The organism is Vibrio sp. QJM3NY_39, assembly GCF_057785895.1.
The window spans coordinates 493,293-515,127 of the sequence record NZ_CM173505.1 but is presented as its reverse complement, the minus strand read 5'-3'; the positions used below and the strand labels follow the sequence as shown (position 1 = coordinate 515,127).

16 protein-coding genes and 10 tRNA genes are annotated in these 21,835 nt (G+C 45.0%); 2 read left to right on the top strand and 24 right to left on the bottom strand.

Going from position 1 to position 21,835, the window contains the following annotated elements:
* Positions 1 to 131: 131 nt before the first annotated feature.
* Both AC3CHU_RS02555 and AC3CHU_RS02550 read left to right on the top strand, forming a co-directional pair.
* Positions 132 to 926, top strand: a complete 795-nt coding sequence (locus AC3CHU_RS02555) for a cytochrome C assembly family protein (protein WP_017079954.1) — start codon at positions 132 to 134, stop codon at positions 924 to 926.
* A 127-nt stretch (positions 927 to 1,053) separates the two neighbouring features.
* The gene (locus AC3CHU_RS02550; RefSeq protein WP_004735502.1) at positions 1,054 to 2,325 is read left to right on the top strand and encodes an HlyC/CorC family transporter; all 1,272 of its coding nucleotides are present in this window, start codon (positions 1,054 to 1,056) and stop codon (positions 2,323 to 2,325) included.
* 203 nt (positions 2,326 to 2,528) lie between these two features.
* Here the strand turns inward: AC3CHU_RS02550 and luxS are convergent, their stop codons facing one another.
* The 24 genes from luxS to pncC all read right to left on the bottom strand — a co-directional run bounded on the left by luxS (position 2,529) and on the right by pncC (position 21,731).
* Entirely contained in the window at positions 2,529 to 3,047 is a 519-nt protein-coding gene (luxS, locus tag AC3CHU_RS02545) for an S-ribosylhomocysteine lyase (RefSeq protein ID WP_017079953.1), read from the bottom strand.
* Between the two features lie 24 nt (positions 3,048 to 3,071).
* A complete protein-coding gene (locus tag AC3CHU_RS02540) occupies positions 3,072 to 3,722 on the bottom strand; it encodes a transglycosylase SLT domain-containing protein (protein ID WP_054547482.1) in 651 nt (216 codons plus the stop codon).
* Between the two features lie 10 nt (positions 3,723 to 3,732).
* Positions 3,733 to 5,301 (bottom strand): glutamate--cysteine ligase, encoded by a 1,569-nt coding sequence (gene gshA / locus AC3CHU_RS02535; RefSeq protein WP_237291067.1) that lies wholly within the window; start codon positions 5,299 to 5,301, stop codon positions 3,733 to 3,735.
* 99 nt (positions 5,302 to 5,400) lie between these two features.
* Positions 5,401 to 8,259, bottom strand: a complete 2,859-nt coding sequence (locus tag AC3CHU_RS02530) for a M16 family metallopeptidase (RefSeq protein ID WP_488525016.1) — start codon at positions 8,257 to 8,259, stop codon at positions 5,401 to 5,403.
* Positions 8,260 to 8,268: 9 nt separating this feature from the next.
* Positions 8,269 to 8,730, bottom strand: a complete 462-nt coding sequence (locus AC3CHU_RS02525) for a YqaA family protein (protein ID WP_004735497.1) — start codon at positions 8,728 to 8,730, stop codon at positions 8,269 to 8,271.
* Positions 8,731 to 8,736: 6 nt separating this feature from the next.
* The gene (locus AC3CHU_RS02520; RefSeq protein WP_488525015.1) at positions 8,737 to 9,690 is read right to left on the bottom strand and encodes an NADP-dependent oxidoreductase; all 954 of its coding nucleotides are present in this window, start codon (positions 9,688 to 9,690) and stop codon (positions 8,737 to 8,739) included.
* 171 nt (positions 9,691 to 9,861) lie between these two features.
* On the bottom strand, positions 9,862 to 10,992 hold the full coding sequence (locus AC3CHU_RS02515; protein WP_004735495.1) for a sodium ion-translocating decarboxylase subunit beta: 1,131 nt from the start codon (positions 10,990 to 10,992) through the stop codon (positions 9,862 to 9,864).
* Between the two features lie 9 nt (positions 10,993 to 11,001).
* Positions 11,002 to 12,783, bottom strand: a complete 1,782-nt coding sequence (gene oadA / locus AC3CHU_RS02510; protein WP_488525014.1) for a sodium-extruding oxaloacetate decarboxylase subunit alpha — start codon at positions 12,781 to 12,783, stop codon at positions 11,002 to 11,004.
* 31 nt (positions 12,784 to 12,814) lie between these two features.
* Complete coding sequence (locus tag AC3CHU_RS02505) at positions 12,815 to 13,072, bottom strand: oxaloacetate decarboxylase subunit gamma (RefSeq protein WP_010435831.1); 258 nt, start codon at positions 13,070 to 13,072, stop codon at positions 12,815 to 12,817.
* 375 nt (positions 13,073 to 13,447) lie between these two features.
* Positions 13,448 to 13,524 (bottom strand) — tRNA-Arg (locus AC3CHU_RS02500).
* 84 nt (positions 13,525 to 13,608) lie between these two features.
* Positions 13,609 to 13,685: transfer RNA gene (locus AC3CHU_RS02495), tRNA-Arg, on the bottom strand.
* A 101-nt stretch (positions 13,686 to 13,786) separates the two neighbouring features.
* A tRNA-Arg gene (locus AC3CHU_RS02490) sits at positions 13,787 to 13,863 on the bottom strand.
* A gap of 83 nt (positions 13,864 to 13,946) precedes the next feature.
* Positions 13,947 to 14,023, bottom strand: a tRNA-Arg gene (locus AC3CHU_RS02485).
* Positions 14,024 to 14,124: 101 nt separating this feature from the next.
* Positions 14,125 to 14,201: transfer RNA gene (locus tag AC3CHU_RS02480), tRNA-Arg, on the bottom strand.
* Between the two features lie 101 nt (positions 14,202 to 14,302).
* Positions 14,303 to 14,379, bottom strand: a tRNA-Arg gene (locus tag AC3CHU_RS02475).
* A gap of 84 nt (positions 14,380 to 14,463) precedes the next feature.
* A tRNA-Arg gene (locus tag AC3CHU_RS02470) sits at positions 14,464 to 14,540 on the bottom strand.
* An 85-nt stretch (positions 14,541 to 14,625) separates the two neighbouring features.
* Positions 14,626 to 14,718: transfer RNA gene (locus tag AC3CHU_RS02465), tRNA-Ser, on the bottom strand.
* A 48-nt stretch (positions 14,719 to 14,766) separates the two neighbouring features.
* Positions 14,767 to 14,843, bottom strand: a tRNA-Arg gene (locus AC3CHU_RS02460).
* A 46-nt stretch (positions 14,844 to 14,889) separates the two neighbouring features.
* A tRNA-Ser gene (locus tag AC3CHU_RS02455) sits at positions 14,890 to 14,982 on the bottom strand.
* A gap of 477 nt (positions 14,983 to 15,459) precedes the next feature.
* A complete protein-coding gene (csrA, locus tag AC3CHU_RS02450) occupies positions 15,460 to 15,657 on the bottom strand; it encodes a carbon storage regulator CsrA (protein ID WP_004415691.1) in 198 nt (65 codons plus the stop codon).
* Positions 15,658 to 15,749: 92 nt separating this feature from the next.
* Positions 15,750 to 16,931: an aspartate kinase gene (locus AC3CHU_RS02445; RefSeq protein WP_080583151.1), complete on the bottom strand. Its 1,182-nt coding sequence runs from the start codon at positions 16,929 to 16,931 to the stop codon at positions 15,750 to 15,752.
* Between the two features lie 220 nt (positions 16,932 to 17,151).
* Positions 17,152 to 19,734 carry an alanine--tRNA ligase gene (gene alaS, locus AC3CHU_RS02440; protein WP_488525013.1) on the bottom strand — a complete coding sequence of 861 codons (2,583 nt, stop codon included), beginning with the start codon at positions 19,732 to 19,734 and terminating at the stop codon, positions 17,152 to 17,154.
* A gap of 323 nt (positions 19,735 to 20,057) precedes the next feature.
* Positions 20,058 to 21,098 (bottom strand): recombinase RecA, encoded by a 1,041-nt coding sequence (gene recA, locus AC3CHU_RS02435; protein ID WP_004735435.1) that lies wholly within the window; start codon positions 21,096 to 21,098, stop codon positions 20,058 to 20,060.
* Positions 21,099 to 21,236: 138 nt separating this feature from the next.
* Positions 21,237 to 21,731: a nicotinamide-nucleotide amidase gene (gene pncC / locus AC3CHU_RS02430; RefSeq protein ID WP_171317354.1), complete on the bottom strand. Its 495-nt coding sequence runs from the start codon at positions 21,729 to 21,731 to the stop codon at positions 21,237 to 21,239.
* Positions 21,732 to 21,835: the final 104 nt, after the last annotated feature.

The window sequence follows — 21,835 nt, the reverse complement described above, 5'->3', positions numbered from 1 at the left end:
GTTGTAGAGCGTTAATCATCCACGCTTGTGATGTGAGACATTATTCACTTGGAATTGAATGAGGTTCACCATAGCCCCAAAGAGCGATGCGAGGTATAATTCGCCAATTAGTAATCATTTAAATGGATACCATGGACAGTCTTATTGCGATCGCAGCAGCCTTTCTTTATACAATGGCGATTTCCACGATCATTCCAGGTCTCGTGCACCAAACAGGAATCCGCGTAAAAACGGTGTTTATCAGCGCATTACTTGCTTTAGCTTTCCATGCTTGGTTGCTTGGCGATTTAATTTTTAATGCCAGTGGCCAAAACCTCAGTATCTTGAACGTTGCTTCATTGATCAGTTTAATCATCTCTTTGGTCATGAGCGGTGCGATGCTCAAAACCCGTTTGTGGTTCATCTTGCCGGTTGTTTATAGCTTCGCTGCTCTAAATCTAATGGCGGCCACTTTTCTTTCAAGCACGTTCATTAAACATCTAGAGAATGATCCAAAGCTGCTACTGCACATCTCTTTGGCTTTGTTCTCATACGCGACGTTGACTATCGGTGCGCTATACGCCCTGCAACTTGCGTGGCTAGATCACAAACTTAAAAAGAAAAAAGCGTTAGTGATAAACCCGAACCTACCTCCTTTAATGATGGTGGAAAGACAGCTTTTCAAGATCATTCTGATCGGTAATGGCTTATTAACAGGTACTTTATTGACAGGCCTTATCTTCGTACAAGATATGTTTGCTCAAGGAAAAGCACACAAGGCTGTATTGTCTTTTATTGCTTGGGTTATCTACTCCATCCTTCTATGGGGTCACTATCAGAAAGGTTGGCGTGGACAAAAAGTCACTTGGTTCGCACTTGCCGGTGCCAGCATGCTCACACTAGCCTACTTCGGTAGCCGCTTCGTTCAGGAAATCATCCTGAATTAGTCTGTAATATGAAGGCAAGGTCTCACACACCTTGCCTTTAAAATATTGAGTCCGTTAGATTCAATTGACATCTCGACCATGTTCGGTCATAAATTAATCAAGATACACAAATAGGAAAAGAATAGTTTTGGACGACATATCAACGGGTATCTTATTTGCGCTACTCGCGTGTCTCATTGTAATTTCTGGTTATTTCTCTGGTTCCGAAACGGGCATGATGTCCTTGAACCGCTACCGTTTAAAGCATTTGGCCAATACGGGTCATAAAGGTGCCAAACGCGTAGAAAAACTTCTGAACCGCCCAGACAGATTGATCGGCCTTATTCTCATCGGCAACAATCTCGTCAACATTCTTGCATCTGCGATCGCGACTATTCTTGGTATGCGCATCTACGGGGATATCGGCGTAGCGATTGCTACCGGTGTCCTGACTCTCGTGATCCTCGTGTTTGCCGAAGTAACCCCAAAAACCATCGCTTCTCTGTTTCCAGAACGTGTCTCTTACGCCAGTAGTATCCTTTTGATGATACTGATGAAGGTACTGTCACCATTGGTGATATTGGTGAACTTCATTACCAACGGTTTTATTCGTATCTTAGGCGTCAAAGCCCGCCACGATGCGACCGACCACTTAAGCTCTGAAGAGCTGAGAACCGTGGTAAATGAAGCGGGAAGCCTGATACCTCAGCGCCACCAAGATATGTTGGTGTCTATTTTAGATTTAGAACACGTGACCGTGAACGACATCATGGTGCCTCGAAATGAAATCACTGGCATCGACATCAATGATGACTGGAAATCTATCGTTCGCCAATTAACTCACTCGCCTCATGGTCGTATTGTGTTATATCGTGACCAGATAGATGAAGTGGTTGGTATGCTTAGGTTACGAGAAGCTTACCGCTTGATGCTTGAAAAGAACGAATTCAATAAAGAGACACTGCTGCGTGCTGCGGATGAGATCTACTTTATTCCTGAAGCGACACCACTCAATATTCAACTACTTAAGTTTCAGCGCAATAAACAACGCATCGGTTTGATTGTGGATGAGTATGGCGATATCAACGGCTTGGTTACCCTTGAAGATATTCTAGAAGAAATCGTTGGTGAGTTTACGACCTCAATTGCACCAAGCTTATCTGAAGAGATCACACCGCAAAGCGATGGCAGCTTCTTGATTGAAGGCAGCGCCAATATCCGTGACATAAACAAAGGCTTGCAGTGGACACTACCTACAAATGGCCCAAGAACACTTAATGGTTTAATACTGGAACACCTTGAAGACATTCCTGAGAGTCACCTGAGTGTTCAGGTTGCGAGTCATCCAATGGAAATTGTTGAACTCGAAGAGAACCGTATCAAGCTCGTTCGCGTGTTCCCGCAGATCGTTAACGGATAAAAGTGGTTTGCTGGACTGGGATAACTAAATGAGTAGTCACAAGCTCACATGCGACAACTGCTTAGCTCTAAAATACGTTGACGAAAAAGGCCCGGTTCATTGAACCGGGCCTTTTAGTATCTAACTCGCTCTGTCTCTAGAGTGAAATGTATCTAGAGTGAAGCGCTTCTAAAGTGAAAAGCATCTAGAGTGAAGAAAAGTGATTAGTCGATTTTAAGCTCTTGCAGCATAGACTCAGGCAATGCCAGTTCATCATTTTTGTTTACAGAGATACCAGCAGCAATAATCGCGTTGGCGATATCTTTCGCTTCATCCAAAGAGTGCATTGCCGCAGTACCACATTGATACTCGTTCAGCTCAGGGATCTTATTTTGATTCTCAACTTTCAGCACATCTTGCATTGCAGCCAACCAACCGTCTGCCACTTGCTGCTCTGAAGGCGTACCAATTAGGCTCATGTAGAAACCAGTGCGACAGCCCATAGGTGAAATATCGATGATCTCTACATCTGAACCGTTCAATTGATTACGCATAAATCCTGCGTAAAGGTGCTCGAGAGTATGGATACCTTTCTCAGATAGAATGTCTTTGTTTGGCGCAGTAAAACGCAGGTCAAACACAGTGATGGTATCCCCTTTTGGGGTTTGCATTGTTTTAGCTACACGAACTGCAGGTGCGTTCATGCGCGTGTGATCAACAGTGAAACTATCTAATAAAGGCATTGCTATTCTCCGTGACGGTTGGCTTTAGAAAAACCAACTTCTATTGTCTTCTAGTTCTTTACGACACTGTTTAAGCTGCCATCCATAATCTTTTGCTTGCTGTTCGACTTTGCGTGCCACCTTAATCAACGATGGTTTGCTGTTGTATGACTTGCGCTTATAACCACCACGGCCTTCATGATAAGCCAAGTACTGGTTATATGGGTCCCAAAGTGAAACCCCTAACTGACGACGCGTCTCGCTGGTGTACCAACCGATGAACATCAATGCATCATCAAAGTTGGTTCTTGAACCACCGTTATTGGTCGCCTTTTGGAAGTCTTCCCAAGCAGGGTCTTGAGCTTGTGCATATCCGTAGGCACTGCTCACGCGTCCCCACGGAATAAAGCCAAGAATGTAATCTTTAGGTGGGCGTGCATCATGACGATAGCTACTCTCTTGTTTCACAAAAGCCATCGCTACGTTGATCGGCGTGCCCCACTCTTCTTGCATATCGAGAGCATCTTCATACCACGACGGGTGTTCTCTGAAGATGCTACACAAGTTATCTTGCTGCTTTGGCGGTGGCGTTGCACATCCAACCAATAGGCTAGAGACAACACCAACAGTCACTACTGGCAACCATTTTCCACTTACGCGTTTAGGCTGGCCTAATAAGGCTTGCTTCCTTTCCACCAAAGTCTCGCTATGCTTTTAAATACGAAAAGTAATCCGTTAAGAAGCTGTCAAAATCTTGAGTGCTTGCTTCTTCACTTTGTTGCTGAGCAATAACAGAGCGTTGAACTTCCGCTTCCATCAACTCAGCTGAGTAAACTTTATATTGGTGTGCTTTGTGTTGCTGAGCGTACGTTTTTCCTAACGCACAACCCACTTTACCCAAGCCACCTAATTTTTTGGTCTCTTCTAGCAACTGGCCAGAAATGGTCAGCTCTGGGTTATCGATCCAAGTTTCAAGCGTATCGCACGTTTCTTGGTATGCACGACCACCTTGCTCAGCATCCATCAACTCAGCGATAACACGAAGATCTTTGAATACGCGTTTAGCCCAATCTTGCAGAGACAGTCTCTCGCCATCACAACCAATCTTGAGTTCTAAACCAACCTGACGACCTTCTAAGATCACCTTGTTCCAGTTATCGCGCCAGCATTCAAGTTCGCAGTTATCCATCTCAGCAGAGTCAGATAGAACACTCCAAGTTAAGAATAGATCGAGGAAGCGAACTTGTTGCTCATTGATACCAATTGAGCTGAATGGGTTTACGTCCAAAGAACGAACCTCGATGTACTCAACACCAGCACGAGCCAGTGCTTCCGATGGTTTTTCACCACTTTTCGCCACGCGCTTAGGGCGAATTGGCGCATAAAGTTCGTTCTCGATTTGAAGAACGTTAGTATTAAGCTGACGGTATTCGCCATCAACCTTAGTACCAATCTCAGCAAACTCTTCTGATGGCGTGCGAATCGCTTGGTTCAAACCTTCAAGGTACTGGTCTAGGCTGTTGAAGCCAATCTTTAATACGCTTTGAGCACTATTGGTGTAGCCAAGATCACTCAGGCGAAGTGCCGTTGCTTTTGGCAGATACAGTGTCTCGCCAACCTTCTCAAAAGGTAACTTTGTCTCTCTTCCTTTGATGAAAGAAGGACATAGTGCAGGTGAAGCGCCGAAGAAATATGGGATTAACCAACCAAAACGGTAATAATTACGAATCAAACCAAAGTACGCATCTGACTTAGCTTCACAACGCGCTTCTTCTGTTTGCTCTCCAAACAGGCTATCCCAAAAACTTTCTGGGAAAGAGAAGTTGAAGTGAACACCAGAAATAATCTGCATCAGGCTACCGTAACGGCGCTTTAGGCCTTCACGATATAGCGTCTTCATTTTGCCGTTGTTAGAGGTGCCGTATTGCGCTAGCTGAATGTAATCTTCACTGCCTACGTAACAAGGCATAGAAAGCGGCCACATCTTTTCGCCATCTAACTTAGTTTGAGTGAAATGGTGGATATCAGACAACTGATTCAAAAGAGTCGGAACGTCGTTAGAAACAGGCGTAATAAACTCCAGTAGCGACTCGGAAAAATCGGTCGTTACCCATCCGTTCATCAACGCAGATCCCAAAGCCTTTGGGTGCGGCCCAGTAGCAAGATGCCCATCTTCCGTGTAGCGTAACGTTTCCCTTTCAACACCACGACCAAATTGAGAGAAGGTCTTAGGGTTGGTTGCAACTTGCTTTAGTCGCGCAGCAAAATCAGTCAAAATTCAGTTCACTTATCTTATATCGTTCTGATTAGAACTATCATAAATTAGGTTGGAGGAGAAAAATAGAGTCTTTTCCCTCCCCCTTTAATGTGTACTCTAACGAATGATTTCAAGCTCTTCTATTGGAATATCTAACTTTTCTAGTTGAGGACGAAGCGAAGTCGCATCACCAACAACAATTATTTGATAATCATTCGGGTCAAACCATTTCTTAGATAGCTCGTTTAAAGTCTCTTTTGAGACCGTTTCAACTATCTGATTACGTTGTTGCAGATAATCTTCATCAAGGCTCAGCGCAACAATATTACTCAACAACCCAGCCTTTTGACTTGGTGTTTCGTATTTGAGTGCATCTTGTTGACCGACGGCAAGGCGCATAAATTTCACCTCTTCGTCAGTTAATCCACTCTGACTAAATTCATTTAGCTCGGCGATAAACTCTTGAATCGATGGAACCGTCGCATTGGCTCTCACTTGAGCACTAAATACTACCGCACCAGTTTCACGAGTACTCGCGAAGTAACCGCTCGCACCGTAAGTGTAGGCTTTGTCCTCACGTAGATTCTGGTTGATACGGCTATTGAAGTTACCGGCTAAGTTAAAGTTGGCTAGCTGGCTCAAATACAACTCACCAGTCGCGTCGAAAGGTAAACCTTTACGCACTAAACGAACAATACTTTGCGGTGCACCCGGTTTATCAACTAAATACAGGTGCTGTCCTGAAAGCTCTTTGATGATCTGAGGACGCGTTAGTGGTGCCGCATCGCCTTGCCACTGTTCAAAGAATTGTAGCTGTTTTCCCACCTCTTTCTTCGAGATGTCTCCCACAACAACAATATTGGCACCTTCCGGTGTGTAGTGTTGTGCATAGAATTTTTTCACATCATCTAAGGTTAGATCCGATAGAGACGCCTTGGTGCCATCGCTTGCTCGAGCAAAAATACTGTCACCAAATAGCACCTCACGGGTTGCTTGAGAAGCCATCCAGCTTGGTTGTTGATGCTGATAGACAACACCTTCAAGCATCTGCTTCTTAACACGTTCAAAGTCTTGCTCATCAAACTTAGGCTCAAACAGAACCTCTTGTACGATCGCTAAGGTTTGAGGCAGGTTTTTCTCTAGCGTTGAAACCGAGATATCCGTGGTATAACTGCCTGCGCCAATGCTAACGCTACTGCCAAGCTTATCTAAGGTCGCCTGTAGTTCTTCAACCGTTCGTTTAGTCGACCCCTCTTCCATCATCGAAGCCGTTAGGTTCGCTAAGCCTTCTTGACCTTTACGAACATAGCGTTCGCCTGCAGGCAGTTGAATTTGCAGCTGAACTGTCGGCGTTTCACTGGTCACGGTACCAATCAAGTCAGTGCCGTTCGCAAAGTGCATGCGGTACAACTCAGGCATGGTCGCTTCAACACCAAAGTTCACTTCTGGCATCACGCTGCGATCAAATGTGTTTGGCGCCTTTCTGAAATCCAGTTGGTCTTCCGTCACCTTACTGTATTCAGGAAGGGTACGTGCAGGTGTGGTAAAGGTAGCCTCACGAACCGCTAAGTCGAGCTTTTTCTTAGGAACCACACTCAACGTAACCTTGTGCTTACCTTCGATGAAATCTTGGTATGCCTTGCTTACGCTTTCTGGAGTAACCGCTCGAATTTGATCGAGTTGTGACTCAATGCGATCCGGCTGACCATAGAAGGTTTGATTAGACGCGAGCTGCGAAACCTTGCCTTTAACACTTTGCAGCGCAAAAACTGCATCCGCTTCTGCCATACCAGTGATCTGGTCTAAACGCTCTTGTTCAACGCCCTCTTTCGAGAATTGATCTAAGGTATCCATAAGCTCTTTGTTTAGAACCGTCAAATCACCTTTTTCACCTGAATTACCCATCGCATACACATACATGGTACATGCAAGCTCAGCACAATCATGGAAAGATCCTGCACTCACCGCTTTTTGCGTTTTTACGAGGTTTTGATACAGGTAACTGTTGGTGCCAGAACCTAACACGTTGGACAGTGCATTCAATGAAGCCTGCGTCTCTTCACCACGATACGTTGTTGGCCAACCAACAAGCACCATCGGCTGACGAATATTATCTTTTAAGGTGATGTACTTGTCTTCAGTCAGCACTGCAGGTTGCTTCTCTGCCGCCTTAACTTCAGGTCCCTGAGGGATAGGGCCAAAGTACTTGTTAACCCACTCTAGCGTGTCATCAACATCGATATCACCACCGATAGTCAACACCGCATTATTTGGGCCATACCAGCGTAAGAAGAAGGCTTTAAGATCATTCACATCCACACGGTCTAAATCTTCAACATAACCGATTGGTTGCCACGAGTATGGGTGGCCTTCAGGGTAAAGCGCTTCACCCATGCGTTCCCACATCAAGCCGTAAGGACGATTTTCGTAGCTTTGAGCTCGCTCGTTCTTAACCGTTCCTCTCTGAACTTCAAATTTCTTCTGAGAAACCGCATCCAACAAGAAGCCCATGCGGTCTGATTCCAGCCACAGCATTTTCTCAAGTTGATTAGATGGAACGGTTTCAAAGTAGTTGGTACGGTCACGGTTGGTGGTGCCGTTTAAAGAACCACCCGCTTCGGTGATGATCTTGAAGTGCTGTTGATCACCGACGTTCTCAGAGCCTTGGAACATCATGTGTTCAAAGAAGTGAGCAAAGCCTGATTTGCCAATCTGTTCACGAGCAGAACCCACATGATAGGTCACATCAACATGAACAAGTGGATCAGAATCATCAGGAGAAAGAATAACGGTCAAGTCGTTTTCAAGCTGATACTTCGCATAAGGAATCACGACTTTATCTTTAGAAGGCTTAACCTCTTCTAACAGAGTGACGCCTTCCGGTAACGAGGAAAAGAAGGGTGTTGAGCTAGGTACATTGTAAGAACAGCCAGCAATGGCGATAAGAGAAAATGTACCAAGTAAAACCTTTTTCATAGGTTCTCCTTAGAAAAAACCGAAATAGATAGCAGCAAGTAAGCTGTAGCGAGCGGCTTTGCCAATCGCTATCAAAATAACGCTAGGGATAAATTTCATTCTCAGCCAACCCGCAGCCAGACATAAAGGATCACCAATGATCGGTAACCAACTGAATAACAATGTCCAGTAACCATAACGGCTCAGCCAAGCCATAGCCTTATGACCATGCTTTTCAGATTGAGTTCGATTAGGTAACCACAAACCAATCCAATAGTTGGTCAGGCCGCCTAAGGTATTACCAAGTGTCGCCAGCAGAATGATCGATGATGTTGAGAACTGATCTAAGCTCAAGGCTGCCACAAGGCTCGCTTCTGATCCCCCGGGCAATAATGTGGCACTCAAGAAGCCACTAATAAAGAGTACCCACAGCGCTGAGTCAGAGAACCACAGCGCTATGTTTTCAAACAGAGAATTAAAAAACTCTAGCACTGCATATCAACCTTCTTGCATTTTAAGTAGTACTTTGCCTCTGGTGTGTCCGGTTTCAACCTGCAGATGCGCCGACTGCGCTTCATCCAACTGGTAGATACCTTGAATTTCTGTTTTGAGCAATCCGACACTGACCATGTACAACATAGTGTCCATTTGCTCTGGGTTTGGTTCAACCAGCATGCCTGATGCAGTAAAGCCTAATAATGTTGCTTTTTCGCAGATCAATTCAGCAGATAAAGTTGGGACTGTCACCACTCTTGCGCCATCTTTTAGGCACTTCAACGCATCGAGAGCGGTATCGCCACCAACCAAATCAATCAGCACATCGACATCAGAGACTCTTTCCGATGCTGGCGCAAATTTATAGTTAATCGCATGAGCGCCTAACGTTGCTAAGTAATCAAGATTCGCTTCACTACAAGTTGTGTAAACCTCGGCTTTCGCTGCCACGGCGATTTGAACCGCTAGATGACCAACGCCGCCGGCACCCGCTAAGATAAGTACGCGATCGCCCTCTTTCACTTCAGCTTTGTTGAGCGCTTGAGCTGCTGTTTGACTGGCTAATGGTAATGCCGCAGCCGCTTCTAGAGTCACCGAATCAGGAACCATGCTTAATGCCGCTTCTGGGACACATACATATTGGCTGTAACCGCCACCTTGCAATGGGAAACCAATAAAGCCTGCCACGTTGTCGCCAACCGTAAAGCGCTCAGCATGCTCCCCTAGGGTGACAATTTGCCCTGAAATGTCATAACCAGGAACCCAAGGCAGGTTATCTTTGTTCTGTGCTGCAGCCCAACCTAGACCAGCACGGGTTTTAACATCAATCGGATTAATGCCCGAAAAGGAAACTTTAACCACGACTTCTCCAGCCTTAGGCTCAGGAATAGCACGGGTTTGAATACTGAGGTTTTCGACACCGCCGAATTGAGTAATCGCTATCTGTTTATTTTCCATTTCCACATTTCCTTGATTGATAAAAGCCCTAATGAGCAAGCACCCTAATTGATAAAAAGAAAGGGATGCGAAAGCATCCCTTTGACTATAAACCATTTAATAAGGCTAAGTTAACCGCTCATTCGTAAATTGACGACCAATTAACGTAACGATACGTGACCTAGGAACCTACTAGCCCACTAGAGCTAATAGAATACCCGCCGCAACCGCACTACCAAGTACACCTGCCACGTTCGGGCCCATCGCATGCATCAACAAGAAGTTCTGAGGGTTTGCCTCAAGACCAACCTTGTTTACAACACGAGCCGCCATAGGAACCGCTGATACACCAGCCGCACCAATCAGTGGGTTGATGTCTTCTTTAGAGAAGCGATTAAGTAGCTTAGCCATTAATACGCCACCCGCCGTACCGATACTGAACGCCACCGCACCTAAACCTAAAATACCCAGCGTCTCTAAGTTCAAGAACGTGTCCGCTTGAAGCTTAGAACCAACACCTAGGCCTAGGAAAATAGTTACGACGTTAATCAGTTCGTTTTGAGCTGTTTTTGAAAGGCGATCAACCACACCCGCTTCACGCATTAAGTTACCCAAGCAGAACATACCTACTAGAGGTGTTGCTGAAGGTAGGAACAGAATCGTCATCAGTAGTACAGCAAGCGGGAAAAGGATCTTCTCGGCTTTACCAACGTGACGTAACTGCGCCATCTTAATCTTGCGTTCTTCCGGCGTCGTTAGCGCTTTCATGATAGGTGGCTGAATAATAGGAACTAAAGCCATGTAGCTGTATGCCGCAACTGCAATGGCACCTAGTAGGTCAGGAGATAACTTACTCGCCAAGAAGATCGCGGTTGGGCCATCGGCACCACCAATGATCGCAATGGACGAAGCATCTGCCATTGAGAATTCCATTCCTGGAACATAGTTCAGCAAGATCGCACCAAATAGCGTTGCGAATATACCAAACTGAGCCGCAGCCCCTAGCCATAACGTTTTAGGGTTAGCAATCAACGCACCGAAGTCCGTCATTGCACCAACACCCATAAAGATCAGCAGTGGGAAAATACCCGTTTCAATACCAATGTAGTAAACGTAGTAAAGCAAACCACCGGGATCAGTAAACCCAGCATTTGGAATATTTGCTAATACAGCACCAAAACCAATCGGTAATAAAAGTAACGGTTCAAACCCTTTACGAATTGCCAAAAACAACAGCAAGCAACCAACCAACATCATACAAATCTGGCCGAACTCAAAGTTAGCAATCCCTGTTTCAGACCATAAGGTCATCAATCCTTCCATGGTACTCCCTTACGCTAAGCTTAGTAGTGGAGCGCCTACAGTAACTGCATCGCCTTCTTTAACATTCAATTCCTGAACGATACCACCACGAGCAGCACGAACTTCCGTTTCCATCTTCATCGCTTCCAAGATCAGTAGCACATCGCCTTCAGCCACTTCAACACCTGGCTGAACGATAACTTTGAAGATGTTGCCTGCTAATGGAGCTGGAACTGCTTCTGCATCAGAAGCCGCAGCTGGTGCTGCTTGAGACGCTTGTGCTGGTTTCGCTGATGGAGATACCGATGTCAGTTCACCTTGAGGGCCAACTTCAACATCATAAACTTGACCATCAACCTTCACGCTGTAGCTTTCAATGCTACCAGCAACAGGCTGTGGTGCCGCAACAGGAGCTGCCGTTTCTGCAGTTGGTGCAGGTTCAAATGCTTCAGGGTTACGACGGTTCTTAAGGAACTTAAGGCCGACTTGTGGGAAAAGTGCGTACGTCAGTACATCATCAACGGTATCTTCAGCGAGTGAAATGCCATCTGATTTCGCTTTTTCTAAAAGGTCTGTCGTTAACGTATCCATTTCAGACTTAAGTAAATCAGCAGGACGACACGTGATTGGCTCTGCACCATCTAACACTTTTGCTTGCAGTTCAGCATCAACCTCAGCAGGCGCTTGACCGTATTCACCTTTCAGTAGACCAGCAGTCTCTTTAGTGATGCTCTTGTAGCGCTCACCCGTTAGAACGTTGATAACCGCTTGAGTACCAACAATCTGAGAAGTAGGTGTTACCAAAGGAATGTAACCCAGCTCTTTACGTACGCGAGGGATCTCTTCGAGCACTTCGTCCATACGATCGGCTGCGCCCTGTTCTTTAAGCTGGCCTTCCATGTTGGTTAACATGCCGCCAGGAACCTGAGCAATCAAGATACGTGAATCAACACCTTTTAGCTGACCTTCCCATTTCGCGTACTTTTTACGTACATCACGGAAGTAAGCCGCGATGGGTTCGATCTGATCAAGCTTAAGATTGGTATCACGCTCTGTACCTTCTAACATCGCAACAACCGTTTCGGTTGGCGTGTGACCGTAAGTACAGCTCATTGAAGAAATAGCGGTGTCTAGAATATCGATACCCGCTTCAACGGCTTTAACCGCTGTTGCTGTCGATAGACCGGTTGTCGCGTGGCTATGCAACGCTAGAGGAACGTCACACGATGCTTTGATACGTGTAATCAGCTCTTCCGCTTCATACGGCTTTAATAAACCTGACATATCTTTGATACATAGTGAGTGACAACCTAGGTCCTCTAGGCGTTTAGCTAAATCAACCCAAGTATCTGAGTTGTGAACCGGACTGGTTGTGTAAGACAACGTACCTTGAGCGTGACCACCAACATCAATCGTTGCTTTCACTGCTGTTTCAAAGTTACGTACGTCATTCATCGCATCAAAAATACGGAATACGTCCATGCCGTTCTTATGGGCACGTTCAACAAATTTCTCTACTACATCATCCGCGTAGTGACGGTAACCCAATAAATTTTGACCACGCAGTAGCATCTGCATTGGTGTGTTTGGCATCGTTTTTTTCAGCTCACGCAAACGCTCCCACGGATCTTCTCCTAGAAAACGGATACACGAATCAAACGTTGCGCCGCCCCAAGTCTCTAAAGACCAGTAACCGACTTTATCCAGTTCTGCCGCAATTGGCAGCATATCTTCGATACGCATACGAGTAGCAAATAGTGACTGGTGCGCGTCACGAAGTACCACATCTGTGATAGCTAGTGGTTTAGACATGCTCATAAACTCCTTTTTAATCCTTTAAATGCTACTTAGCAGTAGACGCACGGTATTGATGAACCGCGGCCGAAATTGCTGCCACTACCTGTGGACTAACAGCTGAAGGGTTTGATTGTGATTTTTTAATTTTTTTAGGTGCTGCGATCGGCTCTGGTACTTCTTCTGGTACCAGTTTTGACATCAACCGAACGAGGTAAACTAGAATAGTTAGGAAAATAAAGACAACGGACATCCCCGTTATCATTAGAGTCGCCGCATCTCCTAGCAGGCTTCCAATATTAGTCATGTTGCTTCCTTTCTTCGTCATCCTGACATACGTGCAGGATTTCAGCGAATAGTGATCCCGACCCATGGATTATCTCGATTGGTAAAAGTTTGTCAATTTTGTTTAAGGTTCTGTTACGGACAACGCACACATAAGGTTAATTATTCGCCTATCAGATCACATAAATCTGTCAAATACGTCATTTATAGATATTTAAACTGTGACTTAAACGGGGCTTTTCTTAGAAATGATATGAGAAAGGTGGAATAACAAAGAAGCAATCAAGAATTACTTTAAATACAACAAGTTAAATAACGACAAAATTTAACATTGTCGCAACAAATTTGCAGCAGACATAAAAAAAGCCTCGTATAAACGAGGCTTTCTTTAATAAGGTGGTGCGCCCTGGAGGATTCGAACCTCCGACCGCCTGGTTCGTAGCCAGGTACTCTATCCAGCTGAGCTAAGGGCGCAACGGTTTCGATATTAAGCTGTTAGTTAAGGCAATAAAGCAAAACTAAATGTTCAACATCAGGATTAATGAAAACCCTAAATAGTGGTGCGCCCTGGAGGATTCGAACCTCCGACCGCCTGGTTCGTAGCCAGGTACTCTATCCAGCTGAGCTAAGGGCGCAACGGTTTCGATATTAAATTGTTAGTTAAGGCAATAAAGTAGTTAAGACTATAAAGCAAAACTAAACGTTCAACATCAGGATTAGTGAAAACCCTAAATAGTGGTGCGCCCTGGAGGATTCGAACCTCCGACCGCCTGGTTCGTAGCCAGGTACTCTATCCAGCTGAGCTAAGGGCGCAACGGTTTCGATATTAAGCTGTTAGTTAAAGCAATAAAACAAAACTAAACGTTCAACATCAGGATTAGTGAAAACCCTAAAAGTGGTGCGCCCTGGAGGATTCGAACCTCCGACCGCCTGGTTCGTAGCCAGGTACTCTATCCAGCTGAGCTAAGGGCGCAACGGTTTCGATATTAAGCTGTTAATTAAAGCAATAAAGCAGTTAAGGCAATAAAGCAAAACTAAACGTTCAACATCAGGATTAATGAAAACCCTAAATAGTGGTGCGCCCTGGAGGATTCGAACCTCCGACCGCCTGGTTCGTAGCCAGGTACTCTATCCAGCTGAGCTAAGGGCGCAACGGTTTCGATATTAAGCTGTTAGTTAAGGCAATAAAGCAGTTAAGACTATAAAGCAAAACTAAACGTTCAACATCAGGATTAATGAAAACCCTAAATAGTGGTGCGCCCTGGAGGATTCGAACCTCCGACCGCCTGGTTCGTAGCCAGGTACTCTATCCAGCTGAGCTAAGGGCGCAACGGTTTCGATATTAAGCTTTCAATTAAGGCAATAAAGCAAAACTAAACGTTCAACATCAGGATTAATGAAAACCCTAAATAGTGGTGCGCCCTGGAGGATTCGAACCTCCGACCGCCTGGTTCGTAGCCAGGTACTCTATCCAGCTGAGCTAAGGGCGCACGGTATCTTCAAGTGAAGAAGTTGTGAAATATATCACATTCTTGTTTCTACGAAACAAAAAAAAGGCCATAGGCCTGTAATGAATGGCGGTGAGGGAGGGATTCGAACCCTCGATGCGGCTACAAACCACATACTCCCTTAGCAGGGGAGCGCCTTCGGCCACTCGGCCACCTCACCTAATTCATTATTCTTATCCATTACTTCTTAACAAAGTAATCTAAAGAATGGTGCGCCCTGGAGGATTCGAACCTCCGACCGCCTGGTTCGTAGCCAGGTACTCTATCCAGCTGAGCTAAGGGCGCACATTGTTACTTCTGTGTTTGCTTGCAAATTCAAACGTGCAAGAAATGGCGGTGAGGGAGGGATTCGAACCCTCGATGCGGCTATAAACCACATACTCCCTTAGCAGGGGAGCGCCTTCGGCCTCTCGGCCACCTCACCGTCTTGCGGAGGCACATATTACGTTTTACCGAAAATATGTCAAACACTTTATTGAAAAAAACCGGACAAAAACATTCAACCGTTTGCAATTTAATCAAAGCGCTTGCAAATTGAACTTATAACATCCAATTAGCGCTTTTTCCCTTAAAAATTAAGGTGAAAGATTGGCAATAATTAACAACGGAAAACAATTATCTAATTTATCTCGCAGTAAGTGTCACTGCTGATTGCACCATACTACGGGATGCTCTATTTCGCCATAGGGAAAGTCAGTAAAACTTGAACTATGGCAAACAAATCTCACGATGCTTCAATAAGAGTTAACTCTGGTGGCGAGGCTTTTCTATACCAAGCACTCCATCCAGCATCTATAACTAAGCCAGCTAGTGAATCAACCTATTGCTACGTTGTGATTATGTGCACCCCAAGATCAAAAAAGGCTAGCAACAATGCTAGCCCCTCTTCTACGCAAAAGTATTAGTAGTTGCCAGATGCAACGTTACCATTACCTTTTTCAGCTTGAATGCGCATGTAGATCTCTTCACGGTGAACAGATACTTCTTTAGGTGCGTTAACACCAATACGTACTTGGTTACCTTTAACGCCTAGTACAGTAACTGTTACTTCATCACCAATCATCAGTGTTTCGCCAACACGGCGAGTCAAAATTAGCATTCTTTGCTCCTTGAGTAATCTCTAAATTTATCTAGCTACGAGAGCATTATCCAACAAAAGTTATATTTTCGTAAACTATCGATTGAGTTTATTTAACCAAAATGCACTTCTTTTTTAAGATAACCCTGTGTTTCACGCGCTACGATGTATGCATTGTGTAATATGTTAGCAGCTATATCGACTTGCGTTGGTGATATCACCAAAGTTAAAGACTGCTGCTGCAATAAGTGATGTTGTACATCAATTTCGCCTTCAGACAACAATCCATGTGAACTGACCACAATTTCTTGCGTTCGGCTTCCTACCACAGTTAACAAACTAACATATTCACTATTACGGATTTTTTCAGCAAAAACTAGTTTTAATTTAGCACTTATGTCCGGTTTGATAATGAGCGCTGCCCGTTCTGTTTCCTCGATCACACTACAGACTTCGATCCCTAACAACTGGCAATGCGACATGAGAGACGGTAAGTCTTGATTCAAACACTCGATGCGCACCATATCTCTTTGAATGGCTATTCCAGCAATATCATTCAAACAATCATTACCCGCGATGAGAGTGCCCTCGCCTTCTTCAAAACTCGAAAGTACTCTCAGTGGTACATTGTGTCGCCACGCATGCTGAACACATGGAAGGTGCAAAACCTTAGCGCCTCTGCGAGCCATTTCTTCCATAGAGGGAAAGTCTAAGGTATCTAATTTTTTAGATTGCTTAACCACTCTAGGGTCGCAGGAATATACGCCATCAACGTCGGTATAGATCTGACACTCTTTAGCTTGAAGCGCGCCCGCTAATGCAACGGCCGTGGTATCTGAACCACCTCGCCCTAAGGTTGTGATATCACCTTTCGCATTAACGCCTTGAAAACCTGCAACAATGACAATCTGGTCATCATCTAACAGCGCTCTAATAGGAGCGGTATCAATACGCTCAATCGTCGCATTATTATGATTAGAATCGGTGTGTATCTTGGCTTGATAGCCGGTCATCGATGTCGCTTCATAACCCAACTTGTGCAACGTCATCGCCAACAAAGCCATGGAAACTTGTTCTCCAGCCGTCAACAACACATCCAATTCTCTAGCGTTTGGGACACTATCAACTTGTGAAGCTAAGTTAACTAACCGATTTGTTTCACCTGACATAGCAGAAACGACAACCAAGATCTGGTTCCCTTCATTTTTCGCTTCAATGATTTTTTCTGCTACATGATGGATCCGCTCTATTGAACCCACCGACGTTCCACCAAATTTCTGCACGATAAGAGGCATTTTCACCCGTCCTCACCTTCCCAAGACCAATGTCTATATATGACAAAAAAACACATACTCCGCGTCAGGGCGAAGCAATAAAAAATTAACCAAGGAGTCTAACGTCTCCATTGGACTTCTTGGTTAATCTCAATCAAACCTTGTTTAAACACGCTTCCAATAGGCAAAATAAAAGATGCCCAATCAACTGATTGGGCATCTTTGTATCAATTACTTAAGCTTAAAGACGCTCTTCTAGCCAAGTACGCACAGATTTAAGCGCTTCAGGTAGTGCTTCAACGTCTGTACCACCCGCTTGAGCCATATCTGGACGACCGCCGCCTTTACCGCCAACTTGCTCAGCAACCATCTTAACGAGGTCACCCGCTTTTACTTTGCCGATAAGGTCTTTGGTTACGCCAGCAATCAAGCCAACTTTACCGTCTGCGATATTCGCAATCAGGATGATGCCGCTACCTACTTGGTTTTTAGCGTTATCAACCATAGTACGTAGGTTCTTGTTGTCTGCGCCTTCAATTGCAGCAACCAAAACTTTAGTACCAGAGATGTCTTCTACTTTGCCCATGATATTTGCGCTTTCTGCAGCAGCCATCTTTTCTTTAAGCAGTTGGATTTCTTTCTCTAGCGATTTCGCTTTCTTAGCTGATTCAGCCAATTTCTCTTCGTAAGCGTTAGCCTGAGCTTCTACTGCATCTAGAGCAGCTTCACCCGTTACCGCTTCGATACGACGAATACCTGCAGCGATACCACCTTCAGATGTGATCTTAAATAGGCCGATATCACCCGTATTGCTTGCGTGGATACCACCACAAAGCTCAGTAGAGAAATCGCCCATCGACAGAACGCGAACTTCATCATCGTACTTCTCGCCAAACAGTGCCATTGCACCTTTTTCTTTCGCTGACTCGATGTCCATGATGTTGGTTTCAATCACGTGGTTCTTACGAACTTGTGCGTTAACCAAACGCTCTACTTCTTTAATCTGTGCCGGCGTTACCGCTTCAAGGTTAGAAAAGTCAAAACGTAGGTTGTCTGGCTTAACTAAAGAACCTTTTTGAGCAACGTGCTCACCTAGAACTTCGCGCAGTGCAGAGTGAAGTAAGTGAGTTGCAGAGTGGTTTAATGAGATAGCAGCACGACGCTCAGCGTCAACCGTTGCTTCTACTTTATCGCCTTGAGCAAATACACCTTCAACTAGCTCACCGTGGTGCGCAAATGCGTTACCTAGCTTCTGAGTGTCTTGTACTTTGAATAGACCAGATGCTGTTTTTAACGTACCAGCGTCACCACATTGACCGCCTGACTCAGCGTAGAATGGTGTCTCTTCAAGGATGATGATTGCTTTGTCGCCAGCCGATAGTGAATATACTTCTTCGCCGTCAACAAATAGCGCAGAGATTTCACCAGCGCCTTCAGTCGCTGTGTAACCACAGAACTCAGTGTTCGTGTCTACTTTGATAGTTGCGTTGTAATCAGTACCGAATTGGCCTGCTTCACGTGCACGCTTACGCTGTGCTTCCATCGCCTTCTCAAAGCCTTCTTCATCGATAGTAAAGTCGCGTTCACGAGCTACATCGTTAGTAAGGTCAGCTGGGAAGCCGTATGTATCGTAAAGTTTGAAGACTGTTTCACCGTCAAGCTCTTTGCCTTCAAGTGCGTCTAATGCGTCGTTAAGGATAACCATGCCACGCTCTAGCGTGCGACCAAAGTTCTCTTCTTCGATGCGAAGTACTTTTTCAACAAGCTCTTGCTGTTTCTTAAGCTCTTCAGCCGCAGAACCCATCACTTCAGCCAGTACACCCACAAGTTTGTGGAAGAACACGCCTTGTGCACCAATCTTGTTACCGTGACGAACTGCACGACGAATAATACGACGTAAAACGTAGCCACGACCTTCGTTTGAAGGCATTACGCCATCAGCGATTAGGAATGAACAAGAACGGATGTGGTCAGCAATAACGCGCAGCGATTGGTTAGATAGGTCGTCGTGACTTACTACTTCTGCTGTCGCCTTGATTAGCTTTTGGAATACATCAATTTCGTAGTTAGAGTGAACGCCCTGCATGATTGCAGAGATACGCTCAATACCCATACCAGTATCTACCGCTGGCTTAGGTAGCGGTTCCATAGTGCCGTCAGCGTGACGGTTGAACTGCATGAATACGTTGTTCCAGATCTCGATGAAACGGTCACCATCTTCTTCAGGTGTACCAGGACGGCCGCCCCAAATGTGCTCACCGTGATCGTAGAAGATTTCAGTACATGGACCACAAGGACCTGTGTCACCCATTGTCCAGAAGTTATCAGATTCAAACTTCTTGCCGCCTTCTTTGTCGCCGATGCGAACAATCTTGTCAGCTGGGATGCCTACTTTCTTGTTCCAGATTTCGAATGCTTCGTCATCTGTCTCGTAAACCGTTACTAACAGGCGATCTTTTGGCAGACCTAATGTTTCAGTCAGGAATTCCCAAGCAAACCCAATCGCTTCTTCTTTGAAGTAATCGCCAAAGCTGAAGTTACCTAGCATTTCGAAGAATGTGTGGTGACGAGCCGTGAAACCTACGTTTTCAAGGTCATTGTGTTTACCACCAGCACGTACACAACGCTGAGCCGTAGTTGCTCGAGAGTAGGCACGCTTTTCGGCGCCTAGGAAGCAATCTTTGAATTGGTTCATACCTGCGTTAGTGAACAGCAGGGTTGGATCGTTATGTGGAACTAACGATGAACTGTCTACGATTTGGTGTTCTTTGCTCTCAAAGAACTTAAGGAACGCGTTGCGAACCTCATCAGTGCTCATGTACATGCAGCTCTTCCTGAAAATAGTCGAGTTAGAATTTTGCCGTATTGTAGATCATGGTTAAGGCTTCGACTAGTTTTCTTGTAGAAAAGACACCCTTGGGCAGGATTTTAGTTGGAAATCGATAAAATGAAGAATATTCCACTAGCTCAGATAGGGAACAAACAAAAAATTGGCAAGCTACCTCAAACAACCAAATAGATCTAGCAAGGCGCTGCAAGGATGGAGACAGATACTTTGACAAAAAAAGCCCCACATAAAATATGCGAGGCTTCCTATTCTTTCAAAGCGGATGTTTCTTTCAGACGCCCGCTCTATAAACCGTTAGCTTATAGCTCTTCGTTTTCTTCTTCTTTCTCTGCGCCTTTCTCTTCAAGAACAGCAGGAGTCAGTAGCAATTCACGAAGCTTAGTGTCAAGTTCCAGAGCGATCTCTGGGTTTTCACGTAGGTGCTTACAAGAGTTCGATTTACCTTGGCCGATCTTGTCGCCTTTGTAGCTGTACCAAGCGCCCGCTTTCTCAACTAGCTTATTCTTAACACCTAAATCGATAAGCTCACCTTCGCGGTTGAAGCCTTTGCCGTAAAGGATTTGAGTTTCAGCTTGTTTGAATGGTGCAGCAATCTTGTTCTTCACAACCTTGATACGAGTCTCGTTACCAACAACTTCATCACCATCTTTGATTGCACCAGTACGGCGAATATCAAGACGAACAGATGCGTAGAACTTAAGTGCATTACCACCTGTAGTTGTTTCTGGGTTACCAAACATCACACCAATTTTCATACGAATTTGGTTAATGAAGATAGCCATACAGTTAGACTGTTTAAGGTTACCTGTCAGCTTACGCATTGCTTGAGAAAGCATACGCGCTTGAAGACCCATGTGGCTATCGCCCATTTCGCCTTCGATCTCAGCTTTAGGTGTTAGTGCAGCAACCGAGTCAATAACAAGAACATCGATAGCACCTGAACGAGCCAGTGCATCACAGATTTCTAGAGCTTGTTCACCGGTATCAGGTTGAGATACAAGCAAAGCATCGATATCAACACCCAACTTTTGAGCGTAGATAGGGTCAAGTGCGTGTTCCGCATCCACGAATGCACACGTTTTACCCACTCTCTGCGCTGCAGCAATAAGCTCAAGCGTTAGCGTTGTTTTACCTGATGATTCTGGACCGTAAACTTCAACGATACGTCCCATCGGTAAGCCACCAGCACCTAGTGCGATATCTAGAGATAGAGAACCTGTAGAAATAGTTTCTACGTCCATTGTGCGGTTATCACCAAGACGCATGATAGAACCTTTACCAAATTGCTTTTCAATCTGACCAAGGGCTGCAGCTAACGCTTTTTGTTTATTCTCGTCCATTTCTATCTCCACATAATCGGTTGTCTCAACAAGCGACTTAGAATCTATTTCTAACCCACAAGGGGTGACTAATTGGCTTTTATTATACTGTTGATTCATACAGTGTCTATACCTGTATGAAAATAATTTGTACAAATGTTACTTGTCTTCCATTGATAGGTAATCATAAATAACTTGTAGGGCATGGTGCGTAGCTTGTTGGCGTACTTGTGATCTATCGCCTGTAAATACATGCGTTCCTACTTTGTTCCACCCATTTACTGCTTTCCAAGCAAAACACACAGTCCCTACGGGTTTATCTTCCGTGCCGCCGCCCGGGCCAGCAATACCGCTGATAGACACAGAAATAGTGCCGTTTGAATGTTGTAGCGCCCCGTGAGCCATTTCTATAACCACTGGCTCACTCACAGCACCAAACTCAATTAAGGTTTCAAGCTGAACACCGATCATCTCTTGTTTCGCTTCATTACTGTAAGTCACGAAAGCACGGTCAAACCAAGCCGAGCTACCAGCAATATCGGTTACCGCGCTAGCAACGCCACCGCCAGTGCAAGATTCAGCCGTCACTAATACATGTTTATGTTTCGCAAGTAAGTGTCCGAGTTTTTCACTAAGAGCTTGAGTCGTCTGCATCTTTGGCTTCCCTTATCTAGATGTATATCATTTGGATTTGCATCTTTTCGCATGTGTCGCTTTTCGCACGAAACGCTTTCACGTATCCTAAGCCGCAATAGAAA

What these genes read in the sequence shown, in the direction of transcription:
- AC3CHU_RS02555 (WP_017079954.1), top strand. Translation starts at nt 132, where the DNA reads ATGGACAGTCTTATTGCGATCGCAGCAGCCTTTCTTTATACAATGGCG.
- AC3CHU_RS02445 (WP_080583151.1), bottom strand. Translation starts at nt 16,931, where the DNA reads ATGCCTCTTATCGTGCAGAAATTTGGTGGAACGTCGGTGGGTTCAATA.
- recA (WP_004735435.1), bottom strand. Translation starts at nt 21,098, where the DNA reads ATGGACGAGAATAAACAAAAAGCGTTAGCTGCAGCCCTTGGTCAGATT.
- luxS (WP_017079953.1), bottom strand. Translation starts at nt 3,047, where the DNA reads ATGCCTTTATTAGATAGTTTCACTGTTGATCACACGCGCATGAACGCA.
- AC3CHU_RS02505 (WP_010435831.1), bottom strand. Translation starts at nt 13,072, where the DNA reads ATGACTAATATTGGAAGCCTGCTAGGAGATGCGGCGACTCTAATGATA.
- AC3CHU_RS02515 (WP_004735495.1), bottom strand. Translation starts at nt 10,992, where the DNA reads ATGGAAGGATTGATGACCTTATGGTCTGAAACAGGGATTGCTAACTTT.
- alaS (WP_488525013.1), bottom strand. Translation starts at nt 19,734, where the DNA reads ATGTACATGAGCACTGATGAGGTTCGCAACGCGTTCCTTAAGTTCTTT.
- pncC (WP_171317354.1), bottom strand. Translation starts at nt 21,731, where the DNA reads ATGCAGACGACTCAAGCTCTTAGTGAAAAACTCGGACACTTACTTGCG.
- AC3CHU_RS02520 (WP_488525015.1), bottom strand. Translation starts at nt 9,690, where the DNA reads ATGGAAAATAAACAGATAGCGATTACTCAATTCGGCGGTGTCGAAAAC.
- csrA (WP_004415691.1), bottom strand. Translation starts at nt 15,657, where the DNA reads ATGCTAATTTTGACTCGCCGTGTTGGCGAAACACTGATGATTGGTGAT.
- AC3CHU_RS02530 (WP_488525016.1), bottom strand. Translation starts at nt 8,259, where the DNA reads ATGAAAAAGGTTTTACTTGGTACATTTTCTCTTATCGCCATTGCTGGC.
- oadA (WP_488525014.1), bottom strand. Translation starts at nt 12,783, where the DNA reads ATGTCTAAACCACTAGCTATCACAGATGTGGTACTTCGTGACGCGCAC.